Raw genomic sequence first — 16,306 nt, forward strand, 5'->3', positions numbered from 1 at the left:
TATATTAGAAAATTTGTTATAATAATATTATTTTATATAATTATTTTCAATTTCACTTTTGCCCTTGTTTATTTCATAAAAAATTTGTTAGTAAAAATATATAACTTTTAGAACATAAAAAAAGAGACCGCCTAAACGGTCTCTAAAAATTCAAATTAATAGGAATTAATACCATCCTCTTAATTTCATAGCTTTAGCTAGTGATTTAACACCATACATATAAACAGCTTCTCTTGGAGTTACTTTGTATTCATCAGCTATACCAAATACTCCATTGATAGCTTTCATCATGTCAGCTTCTTGTTTTTCTTCAACTTCTTTTTCAGTCCAATAATATCCATATTGATTTTGAACCCATTCATAGTAAGAAACAAGAACTCCACCAGAGTTAGTTAAGATATCTGGTACTAGTGGAATATTAACTTCTGCAAGTCCCTTATCTCCTTCTGGAGTTGTAGGTCCATTAGCTGCTTCACAAACTAATTTTACATTAAGTTTTTTAGCAACATCATAAGTGATTACATTTTCAAGAGCTGCTGGTACTAAAACATCATATTTTCCAGTCCAGAATTCATCAGCAGAAATTTCTTTTGCTCCTGGGAATCCTAATACTGTGTGGTGTTCATTTTTGTAAGCAAATAATTCTTCATAGTTAATTCCGTCTTCGTTATAAAGAGCGAAGTTTCCTTTTGATTTATCCCATTCAGCAAGTGCTACAACTTTTGCACCTTGTCTAGCAATGTTTTTAACTGTGAAAGTACCTACGTTACCGAAACCTTGAACAGCTACTCTTGCACCTTTCATTTCGATGCCGTATCTCTTAGCAGATTCTCTAACTACTATAGAAACACCAAATCCAGTTGCTTCGTTTCTTCCTTGAGAACCACCAAATTCTACTGGCTTACCTGTGATACATCCAAGATCCATCTTGTCGCCATTTACTTTGATATATTCGTCCATCATCCAAGACATGATTTGTCCGTTAGTATTAACGTCTGGTGCTGGAATATCAATTCTGTCGCCTAAGTATCTATAAAGTCCTCTGATATAACCTCTAGAAAGTTGTTCTAGTTCTCTTTCAGAAAGTTCAGATGGATCTACACAAATTCCACCTTTTCCTCCACCATATGGAAGACCAAGTGCTCCACCTTTAAAAGTCATCCAAAGAGAAAGAGCTTTAACTTCGTCTGCGTTTACGTTTTGATGGAAACGAACTCCACCCTTAGCTGGACCTACTGCTGAATTGTGAGCAGCTCTCCAACCTTTGAAAGTCTTAAGGCTTCCGTCATCCATTTTTACTGGAATCTTAATTTCTATAACTCTTTGTGGTTCTTTTAAAAGTTCATAAACTGCTGGATCTTCTCCAAGTTTATCGCAAGCATTTTTAACCTTTGCTTGAGCTGATAACAATGGATTTAAATTATCTGTCATTTTTATACACTCTCCTTATCTCTGTTATGTATTGTATTAACAATTCCATACAATTGGATTATATCATAGGGAAATTTTCTTTTCAAGTTCGCCAACTTTTTTTACGTTTTTTAACGTTTTCTTGACATTATTTTGCGATTTTTAAAATCTCCTCCCTTATGTAAAGTTATTCCGTAAAAACTGATTATTGCAATAAAGAATTGCTTGAATTTCTTATAAAATTTTTACAAATATATATTTAAATTTTTTCTTGATTTTTATGAAATATGTTACAATACATTTAAGTATTTTAACTTCGGGGGTAAAAATGAATTTTTTTAAATCTTCTATAAATGAGATTTTCAACAGAGATTTTTTTAAGAAATTTTTCATTCTTATTATTGGTAATTTCCTAATTGCGTGTGCCATACTATTTTTTATTAGACCCAATGCTCTAATAAGTGGTGGGCTTACAGGTTTAGCTGTTCTTATTAATCAAATTACAAATACTAATCTCTCTATTTTAATTTTACTGCTAAACTTTCCAACATTTTTACTATCCATGTTTTTTTTAAAGAAAGATTTTACATTTTTCTCAGCTATAAGCGTTTTAATTATTTCTTTCATAGTGTCAGTATTAGAAAAAGTTTTCCATGGCCTAGCTTTAACCCATGATCCACTACTTGCTGCCATATTTGGTGGTTTAATTAATGGAGTAGGTGGTGGACTTATGTTTTTATTTGGAACAAGCACAGGTGGTCTTGATATTATAGCGGCAATTTTTAAAAAGTATTTTAATATTCAGCTTGGAAATGTCCTTATGGCTATTAACTTATGTATAATTTCTCTTTCAGGCATTTATCACGGAGCGGACAAAGCCATGTACACACTTATCTTATTATTTATTTCATATCAGGTTATTGACATGATTCAAATGGGTGTTGGCAGACAAAAACAGATATTTATTATTTCAGATTATCACGATGAAATAGCCAAAGAGGTTCATAAAAAAGTCCACAGAGGTGCAACTTTCTTAAAGGGGCAGACTGCATATTTAGGAAAAGATGTGTATCTTGTTTATATTATTTGCTCCTCCCATCAGCTAGTTACTGTTAGAAATATTGTTCATGAAATTGACCCTAAAGCCTTTATGGCAATTTCCGATACATCTGAAATTATGGGAAAGGGATTCAAGTCCATTAATTTTTAAAGAATAGATATTTTAAATAGGCTTTTATAAATATAAATCTCTTGGAAATATATTTTATATTTTCCTGTAATCGAATACTTTTATATATTAAATAAGGATGATGCAAAGAATTTTTTGCATCACCCTTTATTTTATTTTTTACTATCTAAAATTTTTAAAGCAGCCTTAACAATTCTTTTATCTTTTATTGCAAGGACTGTAAGCATTACACCATTAGTCTTAACCTGTAATTGTTTCTTTTCATTTTCTTCAGGTATATACCCTAATTTTTCTATTATAAGACCAGATATAGTTTCATGATTTTCTGAAAATAGTTTAGTATCTAGCTCTTCATTTATATCTTCTATAGTCATATAGCCGTCAACCATGTATTCGTTGGGACCAATTTTTTCCATACTAGGAGTATTTCTGTCATATTCATCCTCAATTTCCCCAACAATTTCTTCAACTATATCTTCAACTGTAACCATACCAGAAAAACCACCATATTCATCAATTAATATAGCTACATAATTCTTGCTTGTTTGAAGTTCCTTTAGGAGCCTATCAATTTTTTTAGTTTCAGGGACAAAGTATGGCGTCTTTAAACATTTATCTAGGTTGAAATTTTTATAATTATTTTTTTCATACTCTATAAATAAATCTTTTATATTAATAATCCCTATAATATTGTCTGCATTTTCTCTATATACAGGCATCCTTGAATACCCTGTTGCCAATATTTCAGAAATTGAATCCACGCTAAATTCATCATAGTCCACCATAAATATAGCTGTCCTTGGTGTCATTATTTCGTAAGCCATCTTGTCATCAAAATCCATAATATTTATTATCATATCTTCACCAGTAGAGTTGATAACCCCCTGTTCTTGAGATACTTTTATATAGGATTTTAATTCTTCTTCAGAAATTTGTTCTTCAACATCTTCTGAATACTTGCCCAAAAGTTTTAAAACTAAAACTGTTGAAATAGATAAGAGTTTTACAAAGGGTGCAAAAATTATTGATGTGATTTTTACAGCATAAACACCTCTTAATGCGACATTTTCAGCATTATAAAGAGCAATTCTTTTTGGTACAAGTTCACCAAAAACAAGTGAGATATATGACAAAATTAAAGTTACTACTATAAAAGAAATGGTTGTTCCGTAAGGGATATTTATTTCCCTTAAATAATCACCAAAAACTCTTGATATTGAAGTAGCTGCTGAACCAGATGAGAAAAATCCCGCTAAGGTTATAGCGACTTGAATTGTAGACAAAAATCTTGTGGAATTTTTTAAAGTTTCTAATAGAGTTTTAGCTCTTTTATTTCCTTTTTCAGCTAGTTCCTTTATTTTATTTTTATTAGCTGAAACCATTGCCATTTCTGCAGATGCAAAAAAAGCATTCACCATAGTTAAAAAAACAATTAATATTAGCTTTGCCCAAAGGGCAGCGCCCTCGTCCATTTATATTCCTCCAAATGATATAATATGCTTATTATATCAATAAATTTATATTCTTGCTATAATTTAATATAATTTTAAAAAAATTATTATAGATTTATAAAATGGGTAAAAATCTAGAGGTGATTTAATGTTTTTTATTTGTGGAATAACAAATGGTAAAGATGATTTATCTTATGATGGAGATTTGTTCGTGCACTCCTGTGGCGCCTATGGTCGCTACCAAGTATTTATGACTTATTTTAAACTGAGCTTATTTTTTATAACCATTCTAAAATTCAATAAAAAATATTTTGTTAAAACAACTTGTTGTGATAGAATTTATGGTCTAGATAAAAGTCTTGGTCAAAAAATAGAAAATTCTATAGATGTAATTATTCATGAAGATGACTTAATAGAAATTGAATATGAACAAAATAGTAATTTTAAAATTTGTAAAAATTGCAACTATAAAACCGATAAAGAATTTTTATATTGTCCAAAATGTGGACAGAAATTATAGGAGGTAAATTTTGAAATTTATAAAACGAAAATTAACGCTTTTAATTTTATTAATAACAGTAGGTATGGGAGCTTTTTTCTTTGGAATGAATGAAGCTAAAAGTGATTTAACACCAGAGATTTCCTCTTCTCTAATTTCAAGTAAATTAATAGGTGTAAAGGAGCTTATAACTGTTAAATACCATTACAAAAATATGGGGCAATTTTCAAATCAGTCTACTTTTTATGGTTGGAAAGTACCCTTTACGGATAAAAAATTTATTGTCGCTTATGAGGGTTTTATTTGTGCTGGAGTTGATTTAGAAAATCTTGACATACAAATTCATGACAAAACAATAAATATTAAAATTCCAAAATCAAAGATACTAAGCCACACAATTGATGAGAAATCTATTAAAGTTTTTGATGAAAAAAATTCAATATTTAATCCCATTAAAATTGAAGATTATAAAAATTTTTCTACTGACCAAAAGACTGTAGTGGAAAAAGATGCGATAAAAAAAGGCTTGTTAAAGGAAGCTGATGACAAAACGCAAAAAGCTATAGAAGAAATTTTAAATGTTGACGATCTGTTGAGGGCTTATCAGATAAAAGTTTCAATGAAATAATCTAAAAAAGAAAGTAATATTAACAATTACTTTCTTTTTTTATTCATTTACCTTATCTTGCCTTCTCACAATATATATTGCTGCAAGAACTATAAAAATTATTGCAATTATTTTATTTATCCCCATATCTTCACTAAAAATTATAAATCCAGCAATTAATGAAACTATTGGCTCAGCCGTAGATAAAATTCCTGTTTTTGTAGCTCCAATTTTAAATATTGCCAATTGATACAAAAGAGTCGCACCTATTGTTAAGAAAAATGAATATACAAGTAAAAATCCCCATTGTCCATGGCTAAAATCATATTTAATAGGAATTTTTAATACAAGCGCATAAAGACCTATGACAATTGCTCCAAAAAAATTAACATAAAATAAACTTTTCATGACATTCATATTTGGCATATTTGATTTTTCTATGGATACAGAATAAAAAGCAAAGAAAAAAGCTGATGCAACTGCATAAATTACTCCGCTTAGCTCATGAACATCAGAAAAATCTGCCAACATTAAAACACCTATACAAGATAAAATAAGTGCTAGAATTTCAGCTTTACTAGGCTTATTTTTAAAAACAAAAGACATAATAATAAAAATTATGCAAGGATAAATAAAGTGAATAGATTCTGCACAACCTGCCCCTAAATATTTATATGATGAAAATAGGGTTATAGATGTCCCGCCAAAAAGGGCTCCTGCCAAAAAAACTTCTATTAATTCTTTCTTTTTTAAAGATAAATCAATCTTTATAATACATTTACAATAAATAAAGATAGGCAAAAGCCACAAAAACATTCTATAAAAAGATGATGTTATGGGATTTATCCCGAAATTTATTAAAGATTTTGTAAATATTGGCATTATTCCATAAATAATAGCTGAGCTAATAGCATATAGATAACCAAGTTTATTTTTCATAAAGCCTCCCAGTAAATCACATAAACAATGATACTACTATTTAAAAATTTTTTCCATTAAAAAAAGGTGCCTAAGCACCTCTAATTTAATATTAACCATCTACCTCAATAATACCGTAATCCCCATCACTTCTCTTGTAGGAAACTTCAATTTTATCATTTTCTGCATTCTTGAAAATGAAGAAATTATGATTTAACAACTCCATTTGAAGTATAGCCTCATCTTCATGCATAGGTCTTAGAGTAAATGTTTTTCTTTTTTTGATATCTTTATCTTCTTCTTTTTGCGCCGGTTCCTTGTCAAAATTATCAAACCTTATTGTTTCATTATTTTGATATCTTTTTTTAAGTCTTGTCTTATACTTTCTAACCTGTCTTTCGAGCTTGTCTACAGTTTTGTCAATTGAAACAAACATATCTTGTGATGTTTCTTCGGCTCTTAAAATTGTACCGGGCAAAAATATTGTTACTTCAACTTTTTGACCATTCTTTTGTTTAGAAAAAACAGCCCTAGCTTGAACTTCTTCAGCAAAATATTTGTCCAATTTGGAAAACTTTTTTTGTGCTTGGTCCTTTAAACCTTCTTTTAAATCAATATTTTTTCCAACTAATTCTAGTAACATATAATGCACTCCTTTACAATGTTCTTATAAAGATTATACCCAAATTTAATAATTTAATCCTAAAATTTCTTTTAATATACTTTTGACATTATTATTGGTATAATCAAGCATGAAAGAATTTATAACAAATTTAGCTTAAAAGCTTATTTTACAAAAAGGTGAAATATGATTAATAAATTAGATATATTTAGTTTAACAACTTCATTAATCCTTGAAAAAGCAAAGAATAATATTAATTTTAATGATTCCACTTATCCTGACACTTTAAACGAAGAAAAGGAAGAATCCGATATATTTCCTTTTATGAATAAAAGCGCTTTTGCAGGCTGGATACTATTTGATACTAAAAGCAATTTAACCTTTAGCAAAGACTACATCACCAATAATATAGGAGATGATTATATAGATGGCTTTAGTGAATTTAACTTAGATGAATATTTTGATTTTATTTTTTCATCATACTCTTCAATTTTCACAGTAGAAGAAATTGAAGGTTCATATATTTATTTAAGAGATCTGATTTTAAATATAAAGATAAAAGCCTATGATAGTCAACATTTTATCAATAAGGAATTTAATAATTATTTTTTAAGGGTTTCTAAGTACCAAAATGAATATGTTATTGTCCAAGTCAATACATCTTTTAATGATGAATTCAGAGATTTTTTAATTAAAGATTTGAGAGATTATTTAAACTACGAAAAAATAAATATAAAAAAATTTGCTGATATGAAATCTTATTTAAAAGAAAATCTTATTAATATTTTTTATGTATATGGTTCATCCCTATCTGATTATTCAACCTATGTCCAAGAGAGATTTGATGAAGACCAAGAAAATAGATTTTTAAATAAGGCATTTTCAAAAGAAGACAAAGAACTTTTTAATAAATTTTCTTTGAGCCTCTCAAACTCAACAAAAAATTTTCAGCTAAATAGAGATGAAATAATGTATTATGTATCTTTAATATATGATGAATATTTAAAAAAGAACGATTTGAATTATTCCTCCTACAAGGACCTAGATTTTAAAAAAATATATTATGAGCTCTCTTTAAGAGGTCAATTTTGCAATTTGAGTGAATTAAATAATTCTCTGATGCTCTTTAAAAACTATTATTTATATATAAAAAAATATAATAAAAATTTTGATGACTTGCCAATAAAATCTATAGATATGGCAATTGACAATACCTTTATATATCAAAATCTGCTCCAAAACTCTATAGAAGGCTATTTTGTAGATGAAACTTTATTAGATATAATAAAAAATTCATATTTTGAAGAATCAAAATTCATTAATGAATTTGAAAATTTTATAGACTATATACAATATTACTATTTATACGAAAACAAAAATGGAGAATTATCCCCTGCAGTTGTAAAAAGTATTTCTAAAGAGCTGGGACTAGAGGCAACAAAAAATGTTAAAAATTTAAGAGAATATCACTTTCCTGAGCTTATGGTATTTTTAAAATTTGCTAAAATAAAAAATATAATAAGTCTTGAAAAGGAAAATTTATTTAAACATGGTCTTTATGAGCTTTCAAGTAATGCATATAAATATCTAAACTTAGATTATAATGAAAAATTAGCCCTTTGGTTTTCAACCTTAATTAATAAGGAATTTTACAGAGATATGTATTCAAAAAATAAGATTTATAAAATCAAAAAATTTATGATAGATTTATTCGTCAAAATAGATGAAAATAAGTTGGAAAAAAATTATTCTTATAAAGGTGAATATGAACCAATAATAGGAATACTTATAGATCTTGGAATCTTCAAAGACTTTGATAAACTTGAATTTACAAATTTGGGCAAAAAAATATTCAAATATTACAACAAACTAATTCCCATAAAAAATATAATAAATATTGATTTCAAGAAATAAAATAAGAGCAAGTAGAAAACCTTGCTCTTAATTATTATTCATTTAATTATTCTGCACTATATGGAATTAGTGCGATTTGACGAGCTCTTTTAATAGCTACAGTCATTTCTCTTTGATGTTTTGCATTAAGTCCTGTAATTCTTCTTGGAAGAATCTTTCCTCTTTCAGAAATATAATTTCTTAGCATATCAACATCTTTATAGTCAATTTTTTTAGTTTTATCCTTTTCAAAAGGATCAACTTTTTTTCTCCTAGTAAATCTTCTTTGCACCTTTACTCCTCCTTAGAACGGTATGTCATCATTATCCATTGGGAAAAATCCCTCATCATCCGAATTGGAGTCACCATTTGAAAAATCATCATTATTATATGCTGAATTTACAGGTGGATTATTTGCATTATTGTTATTGTTGTAAGATTGATTAGGAACTTGATTATAGTTATTATTTCCGTAATCTTGATTGTAAGAATTGTTAGAGGAATAATTTCCTCCACCAGCTCTAGACGCAAAATCCATAGTATTTACAACAACATCTGTAGTATAAATTCTTCTGCCATCTTTTTCATAAGAGCCAGTTTGAATTCTACCTTCTACTGCAATTTGGTCACCTTGGTGGCAATAATTTGCTATAAGTTCTGCTGTTTGTCGCCATGCAGTACAAGAAATAAAATCTGCAGTTTGTCCGTGATTAGATTCAATCTCTTGTCTTTTTTCTTTGCCTAAACGTCTATTGACTGCAAGGGTAAATCTCACAACAGCAACACCACCTTGTGGTGTGTATCTCAATTCAGGATCTCTGGTAAGTCTGCCTAATAAACAAACATTATTCATAATTTCTCCTTATTTTTCTACCTTGATTACCATAATTCTCATAATAGGGTCACTAATTCTTGCAATTCTGTTAATTTCTTGAATTTCTTCAGGATCACAATCAAATTCTACAAAAGTGTAATAAGCTTCTTTGTAGTAATCAATTTCGTAAGCAAGTTTTTTCATTCCCCATTCGTCGATATTGTTGATTTTACCATGTTTTTCCATAATACCTTTAATTCTTGTAAAAGAAGCTTCTCTTTTTTCTTCTTCTACATCAGGATAAAACATAATCACTGCTTCGTATTTATTCATAATTCACCTCCCTGTGGACATAAGGCATAGCTTAACTATGCAAGGATTCTTTTGAATCTTTTAAATTATATACTTAAAAACTTTATCTGTCAAATCTTACCATCTCAAAAATTTAATAAAATAATCTCAAAATATAGCTAAAAATAATTTGGCCAAGCTTGTAAAACATATACAAGAAACTATACCAAAAACTGTAGGCAAGAGAAAAGAAATTACAGTCCATTTTATTGATCCAGTTTCCTTATGAATTGTTAAAAGTGTTGTCCCACATGGCCAATGCATTAGGGAAAATAAAATAACATTAATGGCTGTAATTATAGTCCATCCATTATTTACAAGTAAATTTCTCATTACATTTATATCATCTATTTCAAGTAAGGAACCCTTTGACAAATAAGTCATAATTATTATTGGTACAACTATTTCATTAGCAGGTGAGCCCAAAAGAAAGGCTGTTAAGATTACTCCATCAAGACCCATGAGTCTTGCCAATGGTTCAAGAAAATTTACTAAATGATTTAATATGCTCATATCTCCAAAATTTATATTAGCAAGTATCCAGATTATTATTCCAGCAGGAGCTGCAACAACAACAGCCCTTCCCAAAACAAAAATTGTCCTATCAAAAATACTTCTAACTATTACCGTACCAACTTGAGGCACCCTATAGGGCGGAAGTTCTAAGGTAAAAGAAGAAGGAATTCCTTTTAATAAAGTTTCAGAAAGAATTTTTGAAGCAAGAATTGTTATAAAAACTCCCAAAATTATTACTAGGGCTAAAATAAATGCAGAAAATAATGAAGATAAAAATCCTCCTCCAAATCCCATAACTAAAAACATAGTTATAGTTGCAATGATTGTAGGAAATCTCCCATTACAAGGAACAAAATTATTGGTTAAAATTGCTATTAATCTTTCCCTAGGTGAATCAATAATTTTACATCCAGTAACTCCCGCAGCGTTGCAACCAAAGCCCATACACATTGTTAGAGCTTGTTTACCGCAGGCATTGCATTTTTGAAAATATTTATCTAAATTAAACGCCACACGAGGAAGATATCCAAAATCTTCTAACAGTGTAAATAAAGGAAAAAATATTGCCATAGGGGGAAGCATTACAGAAATAACCCATGCCACTACCCTATATACTCCAAAAACTAAGGGACCATAAATAGATTTGGGCAGACCTATATTTTTTAGAAAAGCTAAAATATTATCCTCCCATGAAAATAAAAGCTTATTAATTAAATCTGAAGGAACATTAGCTCCTGCTATAGTTATCCAAAAAACCCCTAGAAGAAGTAAAAACATAATAAGAAAACCAGTAGTCTTGCTGGTAAAAAGTTTATCAAGTTTCCTATCTCTTTGATTATAGTTCTTGTTTTTATAAATTACAGTATCTTTGCAAATTTCTTCAGCATTATTTACAAAGGCTTCAACAATTGAATCTTTAATTTTTTCAAGATTATAGGTCTTATCTTGAAGTCTTAATCTGGAAGCTTTAATCTTTTCATCTAAATTTTTATTTGCTGATAAGTCTATATTCTCATGTTTACTTAATGACTCAAAAAAACTTTTGTCATCTTCAAGAACTCTAACAGTAGCCCATCTGGCATTTAGAGTATCTGGCAAAAACTTTTCCAAATCTTCTTGTAATATAGATATTTCCCTTTCTAATTCTTCTGGATATCTTACAATATAAATATCATCCTTTTTATTAGAAAATAGTTCATAAAGACTTGGAAAAATTTTTTCAAGACCTTTACCACTTCTTGCAGCTGTTCCAATAACAGGAATTTTTAAAATATCAGATAATTTATTCAAATTTATCTCTATATTTTTCCTTTTCGCCTCATCTAACAAATTAACACACAATATTACATTTTTTGTAGTTTCCATAATCTGTAAAACTAAGTTCATATTTCTTTCAAGAGTTGTGCCATCACATACAACTATTACAGCATCTGGTTTTTCAAAACATATGAAATCTCTCGCTATCTCTTCCTCTTCAGAATGAGCAAGAAGTGAATATGATCCTGGCAAATCCACAAGCTGAAATTTATTGCCTTTATCTTCAACATTTCCCTTTGCACATTCTACTGTTTTTCCTGGCCAATTCCCTGTATGTTGCTTAAGACCTGTTAAGGCATTAAAAACTGTAGACTTCCCAACATTTGGATTTCCTGCTAAGGCTACCACTTTTTCCATCACTAAAGCTCCTTTACAATTATTTCTTTTGCATCAGAATATCTAATAGCTATAACTGCTCTTCTAATCATATAGCAGGTTGGGTCCTTTAAAGGCGACCTTGAAATACACCTAACCTTAGTTCCGCTTATTAGTCCTAAATCCTGAAGTCTTCTCCGAATTTTTGAATTTTCTGTAAAACCCTTTACAATTGCACTTTGACCTGGTTCTATCTGAGCTAAATTCATAATACACCTCCAATATAATTAGGTATACTTAACTTATAGGTAATGATATAACTTAAAAGGTTTAATGTCAATAAAATAACCATAACATTTTTTATCTTATTGATTTAAGTAAATTAATTTTATCAACAAAGTTTTTTATCTTATCAGCATTCCTTTTGCTAGATTTTTTTGCTAGGGCTTGTCTTAAAATTCATTTTTATACTTATTAAATTTCTCTATTACAAAAGGATGCTTGTTCTTCTAGCTTTTTTATTTTCCTCTTTTGCAGAATTTTTTTATAAATTATTATATAAAAAATCTTCAAATATAAGTAAAATATAATTTACAATAGAAAATCCCATGGGAATCTCCCACGGGATAATTTTATTTATAATTTATTTCTTTTAAAGCTTTATCTAACCTATTCAAGGCTTCTTTCAAAGATTTTTCAGGCAGTGCCAGATTAATTCTTTCGAAACCCTGCCCTTCTTCTCCAAATAAATATCCTTCGTTAAAGAAAAGTTCAGCCTTATTTTCCATAAAGCTTTGCAAGTCTTTATAAGTCATATTCAAATCTCTGAAATCTATCCACATTAAATAAGTTCCTTCAATTAACCTTGCTTTTATTTTGGGATAATTTTCCTTGAAAAATTTATTTACAAGTTTTTGATTTTTATCTATCACACAAATCATTTCTTCAAGCCATAGGTCACATTCATTGTAGGCAATTTCCGCTGCCTTATATGCTAGGGCAGAATTTGCATGAGCCCCAATTTTTTCTAGACCATCAACAAATTTTTCCCTCATATCCTTATTTTTTATAATTATACTTGAAACTCCAAGTCCAGCTAGATTGAAAGTTTTTGATGGAGCAGTAAAAGTAATGGTTCTCTCAGAAAGTTCATCTGAAATACTTTGAAACACAGTATGTTCATATCCAGGCATAACTATGTCATTATGTATTTCATCAGCAAAAAGATATAAGTCATTTTTAACAATAATTTTTCCGAGCTTTTCCAATTCTTCCCTTTTCCACACCCTACCTACAGGATTATGAGGTGAGCAGAAAAGTAGAGCCTTATTATTTTTATCTCTAGCAAGCTTTTCAAATAATTCATAATTTATTGTGTAATATCCATCTTCACATAAAAGAGGACACTCAACAAGTTTTCTTCCTTGATACTTTGCACTATTAAAAAAAGGTGGATAAACAGGAGGCATAATAATTAGCCCTTGGTCTTTTTTTAAAAATTCCCTTACACAGTTGAAAAATGCAAGCACAACACCATTAGTATTGACCACCCAGTCATTTTCTATTTTAAAATTATGTTTTCTATACATAAAAGCTTTTAGAGCTTTAAAATATTCATCATTTGGTGCGCTATATCCTAAAACCACTTCATCCAAAAAATCTTTTAGTCCTTCTCTTATTTCTGGTGGTGTAACAAATTCCATATCAGCTACTGAAAGAGGAATAATGTCCTTGGAAAGATGGGGATTTTTATTATACATCACCATATATTTTCTGGATCCTTGCTTTCTCCTATCGGGGTTAGTTAAAAAATCATATTTCATAATTGCCTCCTATTTTTCATCAAGGTTCTCATCATCTTTTTCATCAAGTTTATCATCATCTTTTTTATGGTGGACTATTGATACAAACTTTTTACCTTCTAGAATCTTTCTTACCCTCTTTTCAAATTCCATACGGCTCATCCAAATTAATCTTCCACAACCCAAGCACTCAAGCTTAATATCAGCTCCGGTTCTTTTAATTTGCCACTTATTTTCGCCACATGGATGTCCCTTTTTTAAGGTTACTATATCATCAAGTTTATAATATAACATAAAGCCTCCTATTCATAATTTAAGTTTAAATCATTACTTTCATCGTTTGATACTCTCTTTGTACTTATCTTATATAGGTTCAACTCGTTATCCCTTAACATTCCAATCGTAAGACCTTCTATTTCAATTTTATCAATAGAATAACCAAGCCTTGTATAAAATTCGCCCTTTCTTCCTATCTCTCCGCCAATATCAGATGGTCCGTAAACATAAATTGAATTAGAAACCATCTCAATCTTATCAACATTTGCAGCAATAATTTTCTTATCAACTTCTTCAAGTTTATAATTAAATTTAGACAAAATTCCTGAATGTAAAAGATATGTGATCTTTCCATCAACAATTACATCTGAAATATTGGGTACTTCAGAAGAATAAAACTCTCCATCATTCAAATATCTATATAAGTTTTTATTGCTTAAAAAAAGGGTAGATTTATCAGAATTTTTTACAAACATAAGAACCTCAGAATTTATAGTTTTCATTATGTTTTTGCCACCATGAGTCATATTCAAAATAGATTTATAACCATTTCCGCTAATTTGTAGTTCTCCAACAGCAAAATTATTTCTATCAACTATATCATGAACTAAAATTTGATTAGACGTTGAATAAAATTCACTAAGAGAATTATCATTTGATAAGATATATAAAACTTCCTTATCCTTATCAAAAATATGAAATACAATGTTGGCATTTTCATAACTGATATGCAAAATTTGTCCAGGAACTATAATAGTATTAAGTAGCTCTCCAAACTCAGAATACTGATAAACCTTTTTCAAATCTTTATCATATAAAAAAGTATAATTATTTACAAAAATACAAGTTAATTTATCATCATCTCTTTGAATCTTTTTTGAAATATTACCATCTTTATCACATATAAATAAGGTATTATCCCCCCACAAAAGAATTGATTTGCTAGTTAGGTGAAAATCTTCAATAGAAGTACCAGTATTCAAACCCCTCAACCTAACTATGGTCCTCGTTTTTGTAAAATTTGAACTATTTATAATTATATATAAAAATAAAACCGCTAAAATCCCAAGCATAATTAAGTAATTTTTCTTAATTTTCAATAAAGTCACTTCCTCGATTTATTATATCAAAAATATTGACATTTATGTATAAATCAGCTTCAAAAATTATACCAACAAAAAAATCCCTGAATTTTTTAAAGCAAATCCAGGGTATTTTCATTAAAAATCAATCTTTTTTAACCAATCTATATATTTTGTATAGAAAATATATTTGAATAATCTGTGGACAAATATTAAATAATATATAAAATAATCTGCTAAGTAATATAGCTCTTTGCATATGTTCCATATCTATTTATCCTTTCTTATATTCTTTTTTACTTCTTTATAAATTTTATAAATTAAAAATGTCTTTAAAATTATAAAAAATGCTTGAAGACAATAATTTGAAATTATTGACATTACTGCAAAATTGTTCATATTACCACCTAAATTCCATGAGATTCAGTCCAATATCCATTACCATTTACAAAGCCTTTCAACCATACTTGGTCGGTTATTGTAGAAGCAACAATATAAAATGATACCCAAGCATATGTTGGATTTCTTCGCTCTTTTATATATCCACAATAAAGATCATATTGAAATTAAAAACAATCTTTTAAAGATATTTTTCATATGGACCTCATTAATTTTTTATCTTTGTATTTTGTATGGTAACATCAATTTTTGACCATACATCTGATGTCTATTTATTTAAATGTATTCCAGATTTATTCTGTAGTCAAGTTAAATCGCTAAATAGTGATTATAACTAATTAAAAAAATACCCCCAATTTGAACTGACCCCCAAAAGTTGGACTTAAAAACCAACATAAGGAGGTCAGTTTTTTAATGGCAAAATACAAAACAGAATTTAAGATTAAAGTAGTAAAAGAATATTTAGAAGGAAATATAGGCTATAAAGGATTAGCAAAAAAATACTCTATCCCAGATCATTCGACTGTTAGAAGATGGGTTAATGTTTATGAATCTCAAGATTACGATGGACTAAAAGTATCAAGAAAAAATAGTAGTTACTCTTTAGACTTAAAACTAAATGTAGTAGACTTGTATCTAACAGGAGAAATGTCCTATCAAAGCCTAGCAAATGAATTTAAAATCAACAATCCATCAATGATATCTAGATGGGTTAAAGAATTTAGAGAAAAAGGCATAGAAGGACTGAAACCAAAAAAGAGAGGAAGACCTTCAAATATGCCAAATACAGATAAAAATAAAGATCTAAAAAATAAAACTAATAAAACAAAAAAAGAATCTAGTGA

The 16,306-nt window shown here is 28.8% G+C and carries 18 protein-coding genes; 5 read left to right on the plus strand and 13 right to left on the minus strand.

Features of this window, described 5'->3' with window-relative positions; genetic code table 11:
* Nucleotides 1–165: 165 nt before the first annotated feature.
* A complete protein-coding gene (locus F594_RS0108120) occupies nt 166–1,431 on the minus strand; it encodes a Glu/Leu/Phe/Val family dehydrogenase (RefSeq protein WP_009345600.1) in 1,266 nt (421 codons plus the stop codon).
* A gap of 307 nt (nt 1,432–1,738) precedes the next feature.
* Between F594_RS0108120 and F594_RS0108125 the strand changes: the two genes are divergently transcribed.
* The gene (locus F594_RS0108125; protein WP_009345486.1) at nt 1,739–2,620 is read left to right on the plus strand and encodes a YitT family protein; all 882 of its coding nucleotides are present in this window, start codon (nt 1,739–1,741) and stop codon (nt 2,618–2,620) included.
* Nucleotides 2,621–2,751: 131 nt separating this feature from the next.
* Here F594_RS0108125 and F594_RS0108130 read toward each other — a convergent pair whose 3' ends face one another.
* On the minus strand, nt 2,752–4,071 hold the full coding sequence (locus F594_RS0108130; protein ID WP_019035222.1) for a hemolysin family protein: 1,320 nt from the start codon (nt 4,069–4,071) through the stop codon (nt 2,752–2,754).
* A gap of 127 nt (nt 4,072–4,198) precedes the next feature.
* Between F594_RS0108130 and F594_RS0108135 the strand changes: the two genes are divergently transcribed.
* On the plus strand, nt 4,199–4,570 hold the full coding sequence (locus tag F594_RS0108135; RefSeq protein WP_019035223.1) for a zinc ribbon domain-containing protein: 372 nt from the start codon (nt 4,199–4,201) through the stop codon (nt 4,568–4,570).
* A 10-nt stretch (nt 4,571–4,580) separates the two neighbouring features.
* Nucleotides 4,581–5,177: a DUF4230 domain-containing protein gene (locus F594_RS0108140; protein WP_019035224.1), complete on the plus strand. Its 597-nt coding sequence runs from the start codon at nt 4,581–4,583 to the stop codon at nt 5,175–5,177.
* A gap of 39 nt (nt 5,178–5,216) precedes the next feature.
* On the opposite strand, the gene F594_RS0108145 is transcribed toward F594_RS0108140, so the two are convergent.
* Complete coding sequence (locus F594_RS0108145) at nt 5,217–6,095, minus strand: DMT family transporter (RefSeq protein ID WP_019035225.1); 879 nt, start codon at nt 6,093–6,095, stop codon at nt 5,217–5,219.
* 91 nt (nt 6,096–6,186) lie between these two features.
* Nucleotides 6,187–6,717, minus strand: a complete 531-nt coding sequence (gene hpf / locus F594_RS0108150; RefSeq protein ID WP_009345580.1) for a ribosome hibernation-promoting factor, HPF/YfiA family — start codon at nt 6,715–6,717, stop codon at nt 6,187–6,189.
* Nucleotides 6,718–6,882: 165 nt separating this feature from the next.
* On the opposite strand from hpf, the gene F594_RS0108155 reads away from it, so the two are divergent.
* Nucleotides 6,883–8,610: a hypothetical protein gene (locus F594_RS0108155; RefSeq protein ID WP_019035226.1), complete on the plus strand. Its 1,728-nt coding sequence runs from the start codon at nt 6,883–6,885 to the stop codon at nt 8,608–8,610.
* Nucleotides 8,611–8,656: 46 nt separating this feature from the next.
* Here the strand turns inward: F594_RS0108155 and rpsR are convergent, their stop codons facing one another.
* The 9 genes from rpsR to F594_RS09970 all read right to left on the minus strand — a co-directional run bounded on the left by rpsR (nt 8,657) and on the right by F594_RS09970 (nt 15,461).
* Nucleotides 8,657–8,881 carry a 30S ribosomal protein S18 gene (gene rpsR, locus F594_RS0108160; RefSeq protein WP_004825542.1) on the minus strand — a complete coding sequence of 75 codons (225 nt, stop codon included), beginning with the start codon at nt 8,879–8,881 and terminating at the stop codon, nt 8,657–8,659.
* A gap of 12 nt (nt 8,882–8,893) precedes the next feature.
* Nucleotides 8,894–9,442, minus strand: a complete 549-nt coding sequence (locus F594_RS0108165) for a single-stranded DNA-binding protein (RefSeq protein ID WP_004825601.1) — start codon at nt 9,440–9,442, stop codon at nt 8,894–8,896.
* Between the two features lie 9 nt (nt 9,443–9,451).
* The gene (gene rpsF / locus F594_RS0108170; protein ID WP_004825474.1) at nt 9,452–9,736 is read right to left on the minus strand and encodes a 30S ribosomal protein S6; all 285 of its coding nucleotides are present in this window, start codon (nt 9,734–9,736) and stop codon (nt 9,452–9,454) included.
* Nucleotides 9,737–9,862: 126 nt separating this feature from the next.
* Nucleotides 9,863–11,944 carry a ferrous iron transport protein B gene (feoB, locus tag F594_RS0108175; RefSeq protein WP_019035227.1) on the minus strand — a complete coding sequence of 694 codons (2,082 nt, stop codon included), beginning with the start codon at nt 11,942–11,944 and terminating at the stop codon, nt 9,863–9,865.
* Nucleotides 11,945–11,946: 2 nt separating this feature from the next.
* Nucleotides 11,947–12,171 carry a FeoA family protein gene (locus F594_RS0108180; RefSeq protein ID WP_009346218.1) on the minus strand — a complete coding sequence of 75 codons (225 nt, stop codon included), beginning with the start codon at nt 12,169–12,171 and terminating at the stop codon, nt 11,947–11,949.
* A gap of 363 nt (nt 12,172–12,534) precedes the next feature.
* Nucleotides 12,535–13,725, minus strand: coding sequence for a MalY/PatB family protein (locus tag F594_RS0108185; RefSeq protein ID WP_019035228.1), 1,191 nt, complete (start codon nt 13,723–13,725; stop codon nt 12,535–12,537).
* A gap of 9 nt (nt 13,726–13,734) precedes the next feature.
* Nucleotides 13,735–13,998 (minus strand): DUF951 domain-containing protein, encoded by a 264-nt coding sequence (locus F594_RS0108190; RefSeq protein ID WP_019035229.1) that lies wholly within the window; start codon nt 13,996–13,998, stop codon nt 13,735–13,737.
* A gap of 8 nt (nt 13,999–14,006) precedes the next feature.
* The gene (locus F594_RS0108195) at nt 14,007–14,963 is read right to left on the minus strand and encodes a hypothetical protein (protein ID WP_232202604.1); all 957 of its coding nucleotides are present in this window, start codon (nt 14,961–14,963) and stop codon (nt 14,007–14,009) included.
* Between the two features lie 369 nt (nt 14,964–15,332).
* Nucleotides 15,333–15,461, minus strand: coding sequence for a hypothetical protein (locus F594_RS09970; RefSeq protein ID WP_019035231.1), 129 nt, complete (start codon nt 15,459–15,461; stop codon nt 15,333–15,335).
* 414 nt (nt 15,462–15,875) lie between these two features.
* Between F594_RS09970 and F594_RS0108210 the strand changes: the two genes are divergently transcribed.
* A partial coding sequence (locus F594_RS0108210; RefSeq protein ID WP_019034761.1) for a helix-turn-helix domain-containing protein occupies nt 15,876–16,306 on the plus strand: 431 nt, incomplete at its 3' end.

Origin of the sequence: Peptoniphilus lacrimalis DSM 7455 (assembly GCF_000378725.1) — a bacterium.
Lineage (GTDB): Bacteria > Bacillota > Clostridia > Tissierellales > Peptoniphilaceae > Peptoniphilus_A > Peptoniphilus_A lacrimalis.

Excerpts from the sequence above, each read along its gene's own strand:
- F594_RS0108120 (WP_009345600.1), bottom strand. The coding sequence starts at position 1,431 with ATGACAGATAATTTAAATCCATTGTTATCAGCTCAAGCAAAGGTTAAA.
- F594_RS0108180 (WP_009346218.1), bottom strand. The coding sequence starts at position 12,171 with ATGAATTTAGCTCAGATAGAACCAGGTCAAAGTGCAATTGTAAAGGGT.
- F594_RS0108130 (WP_019035222.1), bottom strand. The coding sequence starts at position 4,071 with ATGGACGAGGGCGCTGCCCTTTGGGCAAAGCTAATATTAATTGTTTTT.
- feoB (WP_019035227.1), bottom strand. The coding sequence starts at position 11,944 with ATGGAAAAAGTGGTAGCCTTAGCAGGAAATCCAAATGTTGGGAAGTCT.
- hpf (WP_009345580.1), bottom strand. The coding sequence starts at position 6,717 with ATGTTACTAGAATTAGTTGGAAAAAATATTGATTTAAAAGAAGGTTTA.
- F594_RS0108165 (WP_004825601.1), bottom strand. The coding sequence starts at position 9,442 with ATGAATAATGTTTGTTTATTAGGCAGACTTACCAGAGATCCTGAATTG.
- F594_RS09970 (WP_019035231.1), bottom strand. The coding sequence starts at position 15,461 with ATGAACAATTTTGCAGTAATGTCAATAATTTCAAATTATTGTCTTCAA.
- F594_RS0108125 (WP_009345486.1), top strand. The coding sequence starts at position 1,739 with ATGAATTTTTTTAAATCTTCTATAAATGAGATTTTCAACAGAGATTTT.
- F594_RS0108145 (WP_019035225.1), bottom strand. The coding sequence starts at position 6,095 with ATGAAAAATAAACTTGGTTATCTATATGCTATTAGCTCAGCTATTATT.
- F594_RS0108155 (WP_019035226.1), top strand. The coding sequence starts at position 6,883 with ATGATTAATAAATTAGATATATTTAGTTTAACAACTTCATTAATCCTT.
- F594_RS0108135 (WP_019035223.1), top strand. The coding sequence starts at position 4,199 with ATGTTTTTTATTTGTGGAATAACAAATGGTAAAGATGATTTATCTTAT.
- F594_RS0108190 (WP_019035229.1), bottom strand. The coding sequence starts at position 13,998 with ATGTTATATTATAAACTTGATGATATAGTAACCTTAAAAAAGGGACAT.
- rpsF (WP_004825474.1), bottom strand. The coding sequence starts at position 9,736 with ATGAATAAATACGAAGCAGTGATTATGTTTTATCCTGATGTAGAAGAA.
- F594_RS0108185 (WP_019035228.1), bottom strand. The coding sequence starts at position 13,725 with ATGAAATATGATTTTTTAACTAACCCCGATAGGAGAAAGCAAGGATCC.